We start from the raw sequence: 17,335 nt of genomic DNA on the forward strand, positions 1-17,335 counted from the left end.
TAACCTTTTTACCATATTAAAAACGAGACGAAACAACGAGCTAAACCACTGTAAATATTATGGTTAATAAAAAATTAACTCCCTCAACAAAGAAATATCTTTTATTTTTTCATTTTATGAAATAAAAAAAGGGCAACGTTTAAAAACATTACCCTTTTACAATAAAATATATGTGTTTTTAGCTTAAAACTGCTTTTACTTTATCTGCTGCTTCTTGGAATTGAACCGCAGATTGTACAGCCAAACCAGAATTATCAATAATCTCTTTAGCCAATTCTGCATTAGTCCCTTGTAAACGAACAATAATTGGAACTTTAATTGCATCTCCCATATTCGTATAAGCATCTACAATACCTTGCGCCACTCTATCACAACGCACAATACCTCCAAAAATATTAATTAAAATAGCCTTAACCTCTGGGTCTTTTAAAATAATTCTAAAAGCTTCCTCTACTCTTTTTGCATCTGCAGTACCACCAACATCTAAAAAGTTAGCTGGCTCACCACCTGCCATTTTAATTAAATCCATTGTAGCCATCGCTAAACCAGCACCGTTAACCATACAACCAACGTTACCGTCTAAATCTACATAGTTAAGACCTAAAGCACCAGCCTCTACCTCAATAGCATTTTCTTCACGTAAATCACGCATTTCTGCATATTGTTTTCTTCTATATAAAGCATTATCATCTATAGACACTTTAGCATCTACAGCCATAATTTTATCATCCGATGTTTTTAATACAGGATTAATCTCAAACATACTAGAATCACTTTCTACATATGCTTTATATAATGAAGCTACAAACTTTGTCATTTCTTTAAAAGCTGTACCAGACAAACCTAAGTTAAAAGCTATTTTTCTTGCCTGAAAAGGTAATAAGCCTGTTGCAGGGTCAATTTCTTCTGTAAATATTAAGTGAGGAGTACTTTCTGCTACCTCTTCAATATCCATTCCTCCTTCTGTGGAATACATTATCATGTTTCTACCTGTTCCTCTATTTAAAAGAACAGACATATAAAATTCACTTGTTTCACTATCCCCTGGATAATACACATCTTCAGCTACTAATACTTGATGTACTTTTTTTCCTTCAGCAGATGTTTGCGGAGTAATAAGGTTCATCCCTATTATATTCCCTGCAATTTCTTCTACTTCTTTTAAATTTTTAGCCAGTTTAACACCGCCACCTTTTCCACGACCACCTGCATGAACCTGAGCTTTAATAACATGCCATCCAGTACCCGTTTCTGCAGTTAACTGCTTAGCAGCATCTACAGCTTCTTTTGCATTATGCGCAACAACACCTCTTTGTATGCGTACGCCAAAACTTGCTAATATTTCTTTTCCTTGATATTCGTGAAGATTCATGTATCTAGTTTCTTAATGTTTCTAAGCAAAAATAATAAACCAAACGCATTTACCCTAATGAAAAAAGCATACGAAACCATTAATCCTCAAAACCATCAAAATCTAATGGATCAAAATTTCTAAAATGACCATTTAATTCAATTGTTTTCTTAGTTCTATTCACCTCTTCTAAAACAGCTATTGTTTGTAACAAATGATTTTTTAGAAAAACTAATCTATCCTGTTCTTTCACAATTTGCAAGAGCTTATACTCTTGCTTAAACGACAATCCTATTTTATGCGCAAGTATATAACTGTTAAATTTTGAAATTGCTATTGGCGTAAATGCAGCGCCCATTAAAGAATATAATTCCTCTATTCCCTTTAGAACTTCTTTTTTTAACTTCTCCTCTGCAACATAATCTATCTCTAAAAAAGCAACTTTACCACTAGGATACAACTTTCCATTTGTTTGTCTATTAAAATCTTCTACAACAAAAACTTGCCTAGCAATACAAACAACATCCATTTCACCACCTTCATAACTAGTAACAACCTCGACCAATTGCGCTTCTATACCGTAATTAATTTGACCATCAAAAAAGACAGGAATACCAAAAGTTATTGCCTCATTTCTACAATCGTTTATTAACTCTTTGTAACGGTCTTCAAATACATGAAGAGGAATGGTTTCTCCAGGAAAAAAGATAGATTGCAAAGGAAACATAGGTAATATCATAGTGCTTTTTTAATTAAAGATAAGGCCTAAATTAGCTGTTTACAAATATAACAAACGTAAATCATGTTACAAATATCACAAATTGTTGCATATCTAAAATTAGACGCTACTTTTTTTGTGGGTACAGAATTAGTATTCTAAATTTGTTTAAAATTATGACTAATTATGAAGCATTCTGATTTGCTTAAAATCGCTAAAAAATTTGGCGACCCTGTATATGTTTACGATTCTGAAAAAATAATTTCTCAATTTCAGAGACTAACAAACGCATTTAAAGGAGTAAAAAAACTTAAATTAAATTACGCTTGTAAAGCACTATCTAACATAACCATACTAAGACTTATGAATAGCCTAGGTAGTGGTTTAGATACTGTTTCTATCCAAGAAGTACAACTAGGTTTATTAGCTGGTTTTAAACCAGAGTCTATTATATTTACCCCTAACGGTGTTTCTTTAGAAGAAATTGAAGAAGCTGCAAAACTAGGAGTACGTATTAATATAGACAACCTATCTATATTAGAACAGTTTGGCAGTAAACACCCAACTATTCCTGTATGTATTCGTATAAACCCACATGTTATGGCTGGCGGAAATTCTAACATTTCTGTGGGTCATATAGATTCTAAATTTGGAATAAGCATACATCAAATACCTCATTTATTGCGTATTGTTGAGCTCACCAAAATGAATATTAATGGTATACACATGCATACTGGAAGTGATATTCTAGATATTGATGTTTTCCTTTACGCTTCTGAAATACTTTTTGAAACTGCTAAAAACTTTAAGAATTTAGATTTTATAGATTTTGGTAGTGGTTTTAAAGTTCCTTACAAAGAAGGGGACATTGAAACCAACATTGAAGAGCTTGGAAAAAAACTTAGTACTCGTTTTAACGAATTCTGTAAAGAATATGGCAAAGAATTAACTTTAGCATTTGAACCTGGAAAATTTTTGGTTAGTGAAGCTGGTTCTTTTTTAGCAAAAGTAAATGTAGTTAAACAAACTACATCAACAGTTTTTGCAAGTATAGATTCTGGTTTTAACCATTTAATACGCCCTATGCTTTATGGTTCTTATCATAAAATACAGAACATTTCTAATCCTGAAGGAAGAGAACGCTATTATTCTGTAGTAGGTTACATTTGTGAAACGGATACTTTTGCAAGTAACCGAAGAATAAACGAAATAGCAGAAGGAGATATTCTACAATTTAAAAATGCTGGTGCTTATTGTTTTACAATGGCTAGTAATTATAATTCTAGATTTAGGCCACCAGAGGTATTATGGCACAAGGGAAAAGCTATTTTAATTAGAGAAAGAGAAACGTTTGATGACTTAATACGCAATCAAGTAGATGCATCAGATTTATTTCCTAGCGCTAAAGAAGACAAGAAATTAACCACCCAACCATAACCAAAGTTAAAAAGGAGAGCCATTTGCTCTCCTTTTTACTTTAATTCTTTTAAAAGCTACTAACCTATTTCAGCACGCTTCAATCCCAACATTAAATACAAAAAACTGTTACATATAGACTCTAAAACACGGAAAATAAAATATTAAATCTATAATTTCGTTAGTTTTACATGACTATTAAGACAAATAGATAAAAATTGTTATGAATACAAAAAGTCCATTAAAATATACGCTTATTGCTATTATAACTTTACTTAGCACATCAATTTATGCACAAGAAGTAACATGGTTAACATGGAATGAGGCTGCTGAGTTAGCAAAAACGGAAGAAAATCCGAAGAAAATTTTTATTGATGTCTATACAGATTGGTGTGGCTGGTGCAAGAAAATGGATAAAGATACGTTCCAAAATGCCGAGGTTGCTGCTTACATGACCGAAAAATATTATATGGTAAAATTAGATGGTGAGGGTAAAGAACCAATAGAGTTTAAAGGAAAAACTTTTAAATTTGTTCCAAGTGGAAGAAATGGTTATCATGAATTTGCAGCAGCTTTAATGCAAGGAAAAATGAGCTACCCTACTACCATATTCTTAGATGAAAAAATGAATATGCTTTCTCCAGTTCCTGGATATCAAAAACCAGAGCCTTTTTTAAAAATTGCTAAATATTTTGGAGAGGACACACATAAAGAGAAAGATTGGAAAGCCTATGAGGAAGAAGGAAAATAAAATTGAAATTTAATTTCATAAAAAAAGAGCTGTTAAATTACAGCTCTTTTTTTTTATACCTAATAATAGTTTTACCTACTGTAATTAGGAGACTCTTTAGTTATTGTTACATCATGCGGGTGACTTTCATTAATACCACTAGCAGTTATTTTTACAAATTTTCCAGTCTCTTTAAGAGTTTCTATATCCTTTGCTCCACAATATCCCATACCAGCTTTTAAGCCTCCAACAAACTGATGTATACTTTCATACAATTCGCCTTTATATGGTACGCGCCCTACAATACCTTCTGGTACTAATTTTTTAATATCATCTTCCACATCTTGGAAATAACGATCTTTAGAACCTTGTTTCATAGCTTCTACAGAACCCATTCCTCTATACGACTTAAACTTACGCCCTTCATATATAATAGTTTCTCCTGGAGATTCTTTTGTTCCTGCCAAAAGAGAACCTAACATTACGGTATCTGCTCCTGCTGCAATTGCTTTTGGAATATCTCCTGTATAACGAATACCACCATCTGCAATGACTGGAACACCAGAACCTTTTAATGCCGCAGCAACTTCTAATACTGCTGAGAATTGCGGAAAACCAACACCTGCAACGACACGAGTAGTACATATAGAACCAGGCCCTATACCTACTTTAACAGCATCTGCACCCGCTTCTACCAAATATTTAGCAGCTTCACTAGTTGCTATATTCCCAACAATTACTTCTAGTTTTGGAAACTTCTTTTTTACAGATTTTAGTGCAGCAACAACAGTTTTAGTATGCCCATGAGCAGTATCTATAACCACAGCATCTACTCCAGCATTTACTAATGCCTCTGCCCTATCAACAACATCGGCAGTAACACCCAAAGCGGCTGCTACACGTAATCGACCATACTGATCCTTATTCGCTATAGGTTTTTGCGTAAGTTTAGTAATATCTCTAAAGGTTATTAAACCTACTAACTTATTATCTTTATCTACAACTGGTAATTTCTCTATTTTGTGTTCTTGTAAAATATCTTCAGCCTCAGCAAGTGACGTTCCCTCCGCTGCTGTTACCAAATTTTCTGAAGTCATAACTTCAGAAATAGGTCTATTATCATTCTTTTCAAAACGCAAATCACGATTGGTTACAATTCCTATGAGCTTTCCTTTATCATCTACTATGGGAATTCCTCCAATACTATGCTCCTTCATATTAGCTTTTGCATCACTAACCTTAGAATCTAACGGCATTGTTACTGGATCCAAAATCATTCCACTTTCCGCACGTTTTACTTTACGCACTTTGATTGCTTGCTGCTCAATGGTCATATTTTTATGAAGGACTCCTATACCTCCTTCTTGAGCCATAGCAATAGCCATACGTGATTCTGTTACGGTATCCATCGCTGCGGATACAATTGGAACATTAATGGTAATATTACGTGTAAATTTTGCTTTTATACTAACTTCTCTAGGAAGAACTTCGGAATAAGCAGGAATTAAGAGTACGTCATCATAAGTAAGACCTTCTCCAACAATTTTATTGAGGTGTGCTTGCATAGCAATTATAGATTTAATTGCAGGCAAATATACAGTTTTTATTAATATCTAGTCTGATTTATCAGTAGACTTTATTAGAGAACAACAACAAGCCTAGTGCTACTATTAAACTTAATGCACCTTATATTTAGTACGAGCTTCTTTTGCCCATTTTATTAAAGATTCCTTTTCTTCCTCTGTAATATTACCATGTGTCCAAGTATATTCTTTTAAAGGCATTTTATTTTCTTCAACCTCTTCAATTAACTCCTCTAACTTATGGTCCTTTTTCTTATCCTTATAATTGTTCCATCCTGTAAGGTTAAAATGCTCATTCCCTTCTTCAATATGGTCTGCCATCCACATAGAAACTGGAGCTATTTTTCCATACCAAGGATATACTGTTTTATTTGTGTGGCAATCATAACATTGCTTTTCTAGTATAGCAGCAACTTCTTTAGATGGCTTTGTTTCTGTTTCAAAATCAGCTACATCTCTAATTTCTGCATTGTTCAGGTCTACACTAAAAAATTGCAAAATAATTAATACTAGCACTAAACAAACTAAAATTGTTTTAACTACTTTTTTCATGATTTAGTTTTTTAAGGTTATAACTTAAATTGTATAGTTGTATAAAAATTTCTTGGGGCAGATGGTATTATTCCTGGCCCAGGATACCCTGTTGCTCTTCTTGTAAAATATGCTTCGTCTAAAATATTATTTATTCCCGCTTCTAATTTAAATTTCTTATAACTATAAGACAACGAAAAGTCTAATACATTATAAGCTGGTATTTCTCCAATAACTCCACTTAAATTACCTTCCACAGCATTAGATGCATCTGTAAATTGGGAAGATAAGTAAGTATACTGAATATTAGAAAGTAAATTTTTATACCCAAACCTAATCCCTGTTTTTAAATTTACATTAGGAATAAATTCTACCCTATTACCTTCTATACCATTTTGTCCAGACCTTGTATATTCAGAATCTATCAACGAAGCATTTATAAAGTAATTAAAACTATAGTTAGTATTCTTAATAAATAGTTTATTTAAATTAATATCTATTAAGGATTCCAAACCATACATTACCGCATCTCCCACATTATTACGTTCACTTTTTACACTACCATCTGCAAAAGCTTTTTGCACAAACCCAATTCTGTCTTTATAAAACAAACTAAAAAAACCAGCATCATAGGATATTATATTTTTATAATTTCCGCGGACACCTATATCTGCAGTAAATCCTTTTTCGTCTGATATATCTGGGCTAATAACAAACGCAGGGTTTACAATACTAATATCTGTAAAGGTAACCGACCTATAATTTTGAGAAATATTACCGTAAACTTCTGACACCTTATTAGGCTTATAACCAACCCCTAAACCTAAAAGCACAAAAGATCGTTTTCTTTCTTCGGCATCTTCCATGGTTTCATTTAAAATTACATTACCGGCAGCATCTGTATTTATATTCTTATAAAATCCGTCGCTTTCAGTTTTTATATGTTCTAATCTAAAACCTGGCGTAATAGATAATTTATCATTTAGATAAACAATATTTTCTCCAAAAAGAGCCATATTTAAATTTGGATAAGCGTATTCCGATTGGCTAGGGTAATTAGGATAATCCTCTAATTTTAAATCAAAATTGGCATCACTACCATTAGAACCTGGACCTTGCAATGCAGTATTATCTGCTTTATAAAATTTAGTTCCAATTAAAAACGTAGCCTTTTTATTAAAAAGAGAATACTCATTTAACAAACGAGCTTCAAAACCATAATTATTAAAATCTCCTTTTATTAAATCTCTTTCAGAACCTGGATCTACCTGATCCACTCTATTTGTTCTAAAACCTAAAGCATCTCTAGAAGCATTTAAACCAAATAAGTTAAAAGTAAAGTTTGTTTTTTCTGAAAATTTATGTGACAGTTTAAGATTATACAAAAGCCAATCTATCTGAAACCAATTACGAGCTCTATTACTCTGGTATGGATCCTCTGCAAACATTTGGTCATTTAACCCTCCTGCTTGTTGTGTTAAGTAATTTAGATATGTTACCTCGCCTTCTAACTTGGTTTTCTCTGTAAATTCATACCCTAAATGAACATAAGCATTTTTAGATTCAAATTCTGAATTTGCTCTAAATCCATCACCCTTTTTGTAGTTAAAAAAAGTGTAGTAACTAAATTTATTTTTAGTACCACTTATACTTGTAAAGTTAGTATAAAGCCCATTACTACCAACTGTATTCCTAGTAATTAACTCAAAAGGTTCTACTGGGTTTGGCTTTTTCATTACAAAATTAACCAAACCTCCAAATTGCGTCCCATATTGTAAAGATGCCGCCCCTCTTATTATTTGTACTTCTTGCAAAGCCTCTGCCGCAGGTGTGTAATAACTTTCAGGGTATCCTAAAACATCCGCACTTATATCATACCCATTTTGTCTAGTGTTAAAGTTTGCTGTTCTATTTGGATCCAATCCTCTACCACCTATATTAAGTTGTAAGCCAGCATCATCATTCTGGTAAATATTTAAACCAGCAACCTGACTGTAAATTTGTCTCGCATTATTAGATGCTAAATTTGCCATAGATTGCTCCACCAATACAACCTCTGTTTTTTTTCCTGCGTAGATAGAAGTTTCTTCTACATCTTTTAATCGTTTTAGCTCAAAAACCTGAGCTCTTCTTGCTGTTACTTCTACTTCTGATAATTGTTCCCCTAATGGATTAAGAGAAACATTTAACACAACATTTTTAGCACCAGAAACGACTTCTTCTTTTACTTTAAAATTAAAAGAAAAAAAGACAAGTGTAATACTTTCTTTTTCTGTTATAAATTCAAAATAACCTTTCTCATCTGTAGTGGTAAGTTTACCAATTGCTTTATCATACACTTCTACCTCATTTATGGCAGATGTATTCTCTGAATTTGATACAATACCTGATATTTTATATTGCGCAGATATAGATGCGCTCAACATAAAAAATATAATTAATACTTTACAATCCCTTAATTTCATCATTGAATGGTACTATCCACTTTTTATGTTTGAAAGATTCTTTTTCTTGATACAAATTTACGCTTTTATCTATAAATGGTTGACTTAGTCTTCCGTTTAATGCAACATAACTATCTACAAAAACTTGTATATTTTTGTGCCCTTGTTTTTTAAAATGATTTCCTAAAAAATGTGCGTATTCTAAAATAAAATCTGGCTGAAAACTCATTTGTTTTTCTTGCAAGGGTGTTAAAAAATCGGAATTATCTACATAAAAAAACTTGTTTGTTTTTGCATCTACAATTTTAAAATTTGCTACCCCCATTTTCTCCATTAACATAACTCTCCAAGAAAATCTATACCCTTCTTCTGTCCAAAATAATTCACCAGGGTATGCCAAATAACGCCACGGAAATAAAAGTTGAATAGCAAAAAATACAACTACAGTATAAAAAGCTAATTTCTTAACAGGTTTTACTGCCGTTTGTTTCCTTGTAACTAGGTCCCATTTTCTTTTAAAAGGATTAAAAGTTCTAGATACAAAGTCAATTATTTTTTGATGTAATGAAGCATCAAAAAATATAATAGAACCTACTATCATTATATAAGGAAACATTCCGATAGGAAATAATATTCTTGTAAAAAGATGAAAAACTACAACCAATACAAAAGCTATGTTTCTAGTTTTTTTACAAAGAAGTAAAAAAGGTATACACAGATCATATATCATACCAGACCAACTCATAGCATAATGAAACCAATTTTCTTGCATTAAAGTGGTCCCTAAAACTGGAATATCATATTTAGACGGTAACCATATTTTTAATGGCATTGCTTTAAAAAGCCAATCGGAATTTATTTTAGCCAAACCTGCATAAAAATACACAATTCCTAAAAGTAGTTTTATAGCATCTATAGTCCATTTTGGAACATATAAATATTCTTTTTTTCTTTTCACTGCATCTATAGAGAAATAAGCATTTGCTGGTAAAAAAATCATTAAAAAACTTGCGATACTAACAAAATAATAATGATTTAAATATGTAGACTTATCTATTAATTCTATATACGTGAAGCTCAGAAAAAAAACAATAATTGCAATTCTATATTTATAACCTAACGCTACAAGAAATGCAGAAAATCCGCAAATTAAGAACAAAACATAGGTATATGTTCCGAGTGCTTTAACCCATTCAAAACCAAAATATTTAAAATGAAATGTAGGTGAAACATAAAGAGTGTCTATCCATCCTTTACTCCAAAAACGAATAATGCTTATACACATCATTATACCAAAACCAATACGAAAAACAGCTAAAGAAGCACCAGATGCTTTTTTCTCTAAATATTTGCTGTAATTTAATTTCATATTTTCTGTGAAAAACAAAAAAGGTTATCTGAACCAGACAACCCTATAATTTTATCTATTTTTTTTACTAGTCACCATCTGCATCTACATAATCTACACTTACATTAAATGCCTGCAACATATCTACTTTTAAAGAAACTACATTTAACTGCAAAGCATCATAAGCTTGTGTCATTTTTGTATTGTCCGTATTTATCTGATTAGAAAAACTATTTTCTAACTCATTTATTTTTTCACGTGCACCACTAAACTGAGTATTTATAAGGGATTCTAATGCGGAATTATCTAAACTTTTTAAATGTGTTACATAACTTTCTCCTGTTGAAGAACTATTATAAGCATTTCCGTTAAAGAAGTTCTCTGCTGCTGTTAATGCCTCTAAAGTTAAAGTTTTAGAAACCTCATTATTATAAAAAGCCTCTACTCTATCTGGTAGGGGATTTGCAGAAAAGTTACCTGCAGGTGTACCTACTTTATTTGCTCTTAAACCTTTTTCGTAATAGAATATAAAATCATTTACTAATTTATTATAGGCACTAGATGCCGTATTAGAAGTACTGCTTATAAAAGTATCTCTATAGGATGTAGTCCAATCATTTATAACTTCATCTGTCAAAGCATCCATTTGGTTTACAACATCAGATAGGTAATTTTTGTATTTAACATCTTCATACTTAACTAAAATAGCTGCATCATCTGCAGCAACACCATATAACAAATAGTCTACTGCTGGGAAGCCAACGGCATCATTATTATTAACATGTGTTAAATCATAAGAACCAGAATCTATATTAGCTTCCACATCTGTAATAGATACAGGATAAATATTCATCTGAAAAGAATATAAAATTTCTTCCGCCTTACCTATATTAAACATTTCTACATGTTGCCAAACTTCATAGGCACTTAACCATGAACTTCTTAACGCATCTAAATTAGTTTGATCTGGTGTTGCAATAAATGCATCCTTATTAGTTTTTAGAGCAACTAACTTTTGAGACAAATCTTCTAGCGCAGGTATTATAATGTTATCTGCTACATTTACAAGTACCGCCTCTCTATCAAAACTATCCTCTTTTTTCTTTTCTGGAGAATCATCAGAAGAACTTGAACAAGTGTAGAACAAGAAAATAACTGCTACTAAAAAAAACTTCTTAATCATAATCTAAATAATTAAATTGAAACGGCAAAAATACCAAAACTACTTGTTATCTATACACAGACAACAAGTAGTTATTTATACTTTATAAAAAAAGTATTAATCTGCTGCTTGAGCAGATGTAAAACCAAACTCTGTTGCTATTTCATCTGAAATAGCATCTAAAGTTTCTGAGGAAACCTCCCAAAAACCATTCCCTGCCATTAATTGTGCTACAAAAGCATCTACTTCAGTTTTAGAAAAATATGCTTCTGTGGTATTTGGTTTACGTGTAAATTGTAAACTATAAACAAACCCAAAACCTTCTGATAAATCATGAAAAGCTGCTGCATAATCATTTCCTAAGGCTGTTTTTCCTGTTTGTAAATAATGTGCTGCCCTTACTCCTATTACTTTAGATATGTTTTCTCTAATAATTTCTACTTGCTTATCACGAACATCATAATCTTTTGCTACTATTGCGGCTCTTCCTAATTTAAAAGCTTCAAAAATAGTACTAGCAATACCTGCAAAATCTGAATCTCCTTCTACTCTTGATAAATATTTATTTAAAAAACTATCTGCTCCCAATACAGGTACAGCTGCATTATCTTCTGCACCATATAAATACCCATAAGCCTCATCCCATTTATGCTCCATTGTAGTATAACTAACCCCTTCTTTATCAGCTACATCTCCATCGTTATTAGCTCTATTATCTCCTGCATCTAAAACTGAAGAACTTAAATAGTTATTTAGAATTTGATCCACCATTAATCCGCCAATTAAGCCTTTTGCAAACGCCTGATTAAGTTCTAAGCCTTTTGCATTAATATACCTTATAGATCCACCTCCAGCTTCTTGTAATTGCCCTGCATTTCCTGCAGTAGCTGTAACTGCCCAATTTGGAAAAACGTCTGCTACTTGACTCTCTATATAACCATCAAAATCTGCTTTTATAGCATTTGCATCGGTAGTATTTGCAGAAAAGAAATCTGCAGAAGCAGCTGTTTTACTTCGTATACTTTTATTAGAAGCATTTAAATCTGCCTCACTAAAATCTGACTCCCCTTCTACGTGAGCAAACATGCCGTCTAAATCTTCTTCTGTTTTTGTATTATCCTTTAAAGCAGACACTAACTCTTCTGCCATTGCTATTCTTGTAGTTTGCCCTCCAAAATTTACTGTAGACACGCCATCTCTTTCAAAAGAATAACTAGCTGGATTGTTTATTACTATTTCTCCTCCATCATTATCATCAGAGTTACAAGATGTAAAACATACACCCGCAAATGCGGTAAGAGCAATTAAAACTTTTTTCATTATTATATTTATTTAGACTTGTTTTAAATAATTTACGCAAAAATAAACCCAAAAATGGAATACACAAACTTTATTTGTAATAAATCTAAATAAACTTAATATTTTTCAATGAATAGAATTGTAACAACATATAGACCAATACAATAGAGTTAATGATATGCTGAAAAAAGTTCTGAAGCTTTATTATAAGCCGCTTCAAAAACCATCCAATTTACGTTAGTTTCAACTTTCTCTGAAGTAAAATAAGAAAGTACTTTTTCTGTTGGCATATTCCCAGTAAGCTCATCTTTAGCCATTGGACACCCACCAAACCCTTGTATTGCTCCATCAAACCTACGACAACCTGCTTGGTATGCTGCGTTTACTTTCTCATGCCATTCTGTAGGCGTTGTATGTAAGTGTGCACCAAACTCTATGTTTGGATATTTAGGAATTAGGTTAGAAAATAAATAATCTATAGTTTCCGCATTTGAGGTCCCTACCGTATCTGAAAGCGATAGAATTTTAACGCCCATATTAGCTAGCTTCTCAGTCCACTCTCCTACTATATCTACATTCCAAGGATCACCATAAGGGTTTCCAAAACCCATAGATATATAGGTTACCACTTCTTTATTAGAAGCATCTGCTATATTTAATATTTCTTGCAGTATTTCTACAGACTGTGAAATTGTTTTATGCGTATTACGCATTTGAAAGTTTTCTGAAATAGAAAAAGGATATCCTAAATATTGTATTTCTTTATGTTCCGATGCATCTTGCGCTCCACGAACATTTGCTACAATAGATAATAGTTTACTTTCGGTTTTGGATAAATCTAAATTTGCTAAAACCTCTGCAGTATCTACCATTTGGGGTATTGCTCTTGGCGAAACAAAACTTCCGAAGTCAAGCGTATCAAAACCGCAACCTAATAAAGATTGAATGTATTTTACTTTTTTATTGGTTGGGATAAAAGTTTTGATGCCTTGCATAGCATCTCTAGGACATTCTATAATTTTAACAGATGTAGACATTCTTTAATTTAATGGGTATAAATTTACTATTATTTATCCGAAGAAAATAGAAATATTGCAATTCCGACAAACACAATAATTTGCAACCATTTAAAAAAAGAAGCCATTTTCTGATTTTTTGAAAAAAAATCAGAAATAAAACCCGATAAAATTACGATTATACTAAAAATAACAAAAGAGACAAACATAAACAATAACCCTAGAACATAGAACTGAGCTACAGTATTTAGCTCTTTACTAAACAAGAATCCTGGAAAAAAGGCTAGAAAAAAAATGGTGACTTTAGGATTTAACACATTCATTATAAAACCTTGTTTAAACAGTTGCCAAGTACTCCTCTTTACCACCTCTTCTCCAGACAAATTAATTACATCTTTACTAGTATATACCTTGTATGCTAAATAGGTTAAATAACTAGCTCCACATAGTTTTATGATAAAAAAAATATTCTCGTTATTTTTAATAATTGCAGACACTCCAAAAGCTAGTAGTGTAGTATGTATTATACAGCCAGAAATAAGCCCCATAACTGTAGCCATACCGTATTTTCTTCCATTTGTAATACTCTGCATTAGAACATAAATATTATCTGGCCCTGGAGAAATAGCCAAAACAGAAGTTGCTGCCACAAAAGCAAACAAAATTTCTACATTCAATTTTTGATATATTAGAGTTTATACTTTTTTAAGTATATAAGAGAAAACACTATTGTACATGAAACCTCTGAGAGATTTTATGTAAAAAACACTGGAATATTAGATATTTCTCTCTAAAATAGCCTTATTAATTTTCTTAACTAATGCTGGACCTTCATAAACAAAACCTGTCCAAACTTGAATTAGGTCTGCTCCTGCTTCAAGCTTCTCTATAGCGTCTTCTGCAGAGTTAATACCACCAACTCCAATTATAGGAAATGCTTTATTACTCTTTTCGGACAAAAAACGGATTACTTCCGTACTTCTATCTTTAAGCGGTTTCCCACTTAAGCCTCCTTTTTCTTCCGTTTCTACTAAGCTAGATTTTAAATCTTTTCTTTCTATAGTAGTATTGGTAGCTATTATTCCATCAATCTTAGTTTCTGCAACAATAGCAATAATATCTAATAACTGTGCATCTGTAAGATCTGGAGCTATTTTTAAAAGTATTGGTTTATTTACACCATCTCTTTTAACCGTATACTTTTTGTTCTGAGTTTTTAGCTCTTTTAATAAAGCTGTTAACGGCTCTTTATCTTGTAATTCTCTTAAACCTGGTGTATTAGGCGAACTTACATTTACAACAAAGTAATCTACATGATCAAAAAGAGCATCAAAACACACCAAATAATCTTTTATTGCATCTTCATTTGGCGTTATTTTATTTTTCCCAATATTACCTCCAATAAGCACATTATGCTTCTTTTTTAATTTTTCTACGGCTTCAAAAACACCTTTATTATTAAACCCCATACGGTTAATAATAGCCTTATCTGCCTTTAATCTAAAAAGCCTTTTCTTAGGATTACCATCTTGAGGTTTTGGTGTTAAAGTTCCTATTTCTACAAAACCAAAACCAAAGTTTGCCAATTCATTATATAAAACAGCATTCTTATCAAAACCAGCTGCAAGCCCTACTGGGTTATCAAATTTTAAACCAAATACCTCCCGTTCTAAACGCTTGTCTTTAACAACAAAAAGAGACCTAAATAGTCCAGACATACCAATTTTTGAAGAAAACTTTATTAGCTTAAAACTAATATGATGTACTCTTTCTGGGTCTAATAAAAAAAATAATGGACGTATTAAAATCTTATACATGATGCAAGGGAAAAATTTTGACAAAAGTACAAACTCAATTTGAGTATTATCTTCTTCTAGTACTGTTTTTTAAAAGAACTTTTAAATTATTTTGGAGCAATACTATCCTTATAAACTACTGGTGTTATTATAAAGGGTTTTCTATACGCTTCTTTACACAGGTCTATATAACGATTATATTGTTTTTCGTTAAAACTTTCTAACAACTTAAGATCAGTCTCCTGTGCTTTATCTGCTAATTTATTTTTAAGCGCTATATATTTATTTCCAAGAAGTTCCAATTCTTGCGGCGTACTCTGCGGATGTTCCGCTAACAATTTTTCTATTTCTTCCTCTAAAGATTTTGCCTCTATACTATAAGCCGCTTTTATATCCTCAAGTTTACTTTTTTGAACTGCATTTAACTGAAAAACAGATACAATAGTTTCTACATTACCACCTCCTACATTCAAAGTGCAATCTTGCGAAAAACCAACAAAACAGGAAAAAACAAATACGACAATACTACAATATTTAATATTCTTCATTTATTTACATTTTTACTAAAACCTTCTCCTAATAAGTAATTAAAATTTAGGATAAAAGCACTTTTTTAGCTGTACTAACAAAAGTGATAATAAACTTACTTTTAACACACTACAATATTATAATTTATACATTAGAAACCCTATTTTTGAATAAAAATTATAGTAATGCAGCATCTTATTAATCGGTTTTTAAGTTACGTAAAAATTGACACCCAAAGTAACCCTGAATCTAAAACTACCCCTAGTACTGAGAAACAATGGAACTTAGCTCTAGAATTAGTAAACGAGCTAAAAAGTATTGGATTAGAAGATGTTACTATAGATAACCATGCCTATATTATGGCAACATTGCCTAGTAATATAGACAAAGAGGTGCCTACCATTGGATTCATTGCTCATTTTGATACTACTCCAGATTTTTCTGGAACCAATGTTAAACCTCAAATTATAAAAAAATATGATGGAAAAGACATTGTCTTAAATGCTGATAAAAACATAATCCTATCTCCAGATTATTTTGAAGATTTACTTTTATACAAAGGGCAAACACTAATTACTACAGATGGTACTACCCTTTTAGGTGCAGATGACAAAGCTGGTATTGCAGAAATTGTTACTGCTATGGAATACCTTATTAAACATCCAGAAATTAAACACGGTAAAATTAGAATAGCTTTTACTCCTGATGAAGAAATTGGAAGAGGCGCTCATAAGTTTGATGTAGAAAAATTTGGAGCAAAATGGGCGTATACCATGGACGGTAGTCAAATTGGTGAGTTAGAGTACGAAAATTTTAATGCCGCTGGAGCAAAAGTAACCGTTACCGGAAAAAGTGTGCATCCAGGATATGCTAAAGGGAAAATGGTAAATGCAATAAACATTGCCAATGAATTTATGTCTATTTTACCTATGGAAGAAACTCCAGAGCATACTACTAACAGAGAAGGCTTTTTTCATGTACACCACATGCAAGGAGAAATAGAGCAAGCTACATTTGAACTAATTATTAGAGACCACGACAAGGAAAAGTTTGAAGAACGCAAACAACTACTATTAAAAATAACCGAAAAATTAAATTCTATCCATGGAGATTGCATAACTATAGATATTAAAGACCAATATTATAATATGCGCGAAAAAATAGAACCTGTAATGTATGTGGTAGAAATTGCTAAAAGAGCAATGGAATCTATAGGAATTACCCCTATTATAAAACCTATTAGAGGAGGTACAGATGGTTCTCAACTTAGCTACATGGGACTTCCTTGTCCTAATATTTTTGCTGGAGGACATAATTTTCATGGTAAATATGAATATGTTCCTGCAGAAAGCATGGTACAAGCAGTTGGAGTTATCGTAAAAATTGCCGAAATTACTGCTGCTAAAGCGTAAT

General features: G+C 31.9%; 15 protein-coding genes. 3 read left to right on the forward strand and 12 right to left on the reverse strand.

Annotation, left to right across the window (positions count from 1 at the left end):
- Positions 1 to 178: 178 nt before the first annotated feature.
- Together sucC and Q0820_RS11050 are read right to left on the reverse strand one after the other, a co-directional pair.
- The gene (gene sucC, locus Q0820_RS11045; RefSeq protein ID WP_298487700.1) at positions 179 to 1,372 is read right to left on the reverse strand and encodes an ADP-forming succinate--CoA ligase subunit beta; all 1,194 of its coding nucleotides are present in this window, start codon (positions 1,370 to 1,372) and stop codon (positions 179 to 181) included.
- Positions 1,373 to 1,451: 79 nt separating this feature from the next.
- Entirely contained in the window at positions 1,452 to 2,090 is a 639-nt protein-coding gene (locus Q0820_RS11050) for an LON peptidase substrate-binding domain-containing protein (RefSeq protein WP_298487701.1), read from the reverse strand.
- 165 nt (positions 2,091 to 2,255) lie between these two features.
- Between Q0820_RS11050 and lysA the strand changes: the two genes are divergently transcribed.
- Both lysA and Q0820_RS11060 read left to right on the forward strand, forming a co-directional pair.
- A complete protein-coding gene (lysA, locus tag Q0820_RS11055; protein ID WP_298487702.1) occupies positions 2,256 to 3,506 on the forward strand; it encodes a diaminopimelate decarboxylase in 1,251 nt (416 codons plus the stop codon).
- Between the two features lie 202 nt (positions 3,507 to 3,708).
- Positions 3,709 to 4,236, forward strand: a complete 528-nt coding sequence (locus Q0820_RS11060) for a DUF255 domain-containing protein (protein ID WP_298487703.1) — start codon at positions 3,709 to 3,711, stop codon at positions 4,234 to 4,236.
- Positions 4,237 to 4,307: 71 nt separating this feature from the next.
- Here Q0820_RS11060 and guaB read toward each other — a convergent pair whose 3' ends face one another.
- The 10 genes from guaB to Q0820_RS11110 all read right to left on the reverse strand — a co-directional run bounded on the left by guaB (position 4,308) and on the right by Q0820_RS11110 (position 15,942).
- Positions 4,308 to 5,780, reverse strand: coding sequence for an IMP dehydrogenase (gene guaB / locus Q0820_RS11065; protein ID WP_298487916.1), 1,473 nt, complete (start codon positions 5,778 to 5,780; stop codon positions 4,308 to 4,310).
- 111 nt (positions 5,781 to 5,891) lie between these two features.
- Positions 5,892 to 6,350, reverse strand: coding sequence for a heme-binding domain-containing protein (locus Q0820_RS11070; RefSeq protein ID WP_298487704.1), 459 nt, complete (start codon positions 6,348 to 6,350; stop codon positions 5,892 to 5,894).
- Positions 6,351 to 6,367: 17 nt separating this feature from the next.
- Entirely contained in the window at positions 6,368 to 8,794 is a 2,427-nt protein-coding gene (locus Q0820_RS11075) for a TonB-dependent receptor (protein ID WP_298487917.1), read from the reverse strand.
- Positions 8,775 to 10,142, reverse strand: a complete 1,368-nt coding sequence (locus tag Q0820_RS11080; RefSeq protein WP_298487705.1) for an HTTM domain-containing protein — start codon at positions 10,140 to 10,142, stop codon at positions 8,775 to 8,777. Before Q0820_RS11080 ends, Q0820_RS11075 begins: the two co-directional genes overlap by 20 nt.
- A gap of 67 nt (positions 10,143 to 10,209) precedes the next feature.
- Positions 10,210 to 11,304, reverse strand: coding sequence for an imelysin family protein (locus Q0820_RS11085; protein ID WP_298487706.1), 1,095 nt, complete (start codon positions 11,302 to 11,304; stop codon positions 10,210 to 10,212).
- A gap of 96 nt (positions 11,305 to 11,400) precedes the next feature.
- Entirely contained in the window at positions 11,401 to 12,603 is a 1,203-nt protein-coding gene (locus Q0820_RS11090; protein WP_298487707.1) for a DUF4856 domain-containing protein, read from the reverse strand.
- Between the two features lie 149 nt (positions 12,604 to 12,752).
- The gene (locus tag Q0820_RS11095) at positions 12,753 to 13,619 is read right to left on the reverse strand and encodes a hydroxymethylglutaryl-CoA lyase (RefSeq protein WP_298487708.1); all 867 of its coding nucleotides are present in this window, start codon (positions 13,617 to 13,619) and stop codon (positions 12,753 to 12,755) included.
- A 29-nt stretch (positions 13,620 to 13,648) separates the two neighbouring features.
- The gene (locus Q0820_RS11100) at positions 13,649 to 14,275 is read right to left on the reverse strand and encodes a LysE family translocator (RefSeq protein WP_298487709.1); all 627 of its coding nucleotides are present in this window, start codon (positions 14,273 to 14,275) and stop codon (positions 13,649 to 13,651) included.
- A gap of 99 nt (positions 14,276 to 14,374) precedes the next feature.
- Complete coding sequence (locus Q0820_RS11105) at positions 14,375 to 15,415, reverse strand: quinone-dependent dihydroorotate dehydrogenase (protein ID WP_298487710.1); 1,041 nt, start codon at positions 15,413 to 15,415, stop codon at positions 14,375 to 14,377.
- Positions 15,416 to 15,501: 86 nt separating this feature from the next.
- Entirely contained in the window at positions 15,502 to 15,942 is a 441-nt protein-coding gene (locus Q0820_RS11110) for a Spy/CpxP family protein refolding chaperone (protein ID WP_298487711.1), read from the reverse strand.
- Between the two features lie 165 nt (positions 15,943 to 16,107).
- On the opposite strand from Q0820_RS11110, the gene pepT reads away from it, so the two are divergent.
- On the forward strand, positions 16,108 to 17,334 hold the full coding sequence (pepT, locus tag Q0820_RS11115) for a peptidase T (RefSeq protein ID WP_298487712.1): 1,227 nt from the start codon (positions 16,108 to 16,110) through the stop codon (positions 17,332 to 17,334).
- The last annotated feature ends 1 nt before the right edge of the window (position 17,335 follow it).

The organism is uncultured Maribacter sp. (assembly GCF_947495965.1).
Classification (GTDB): Bacteria; Bacteroidota; Bacteroidia; order Flavobacteriales; family Flavobacteriaceae; genus Maribacter_B.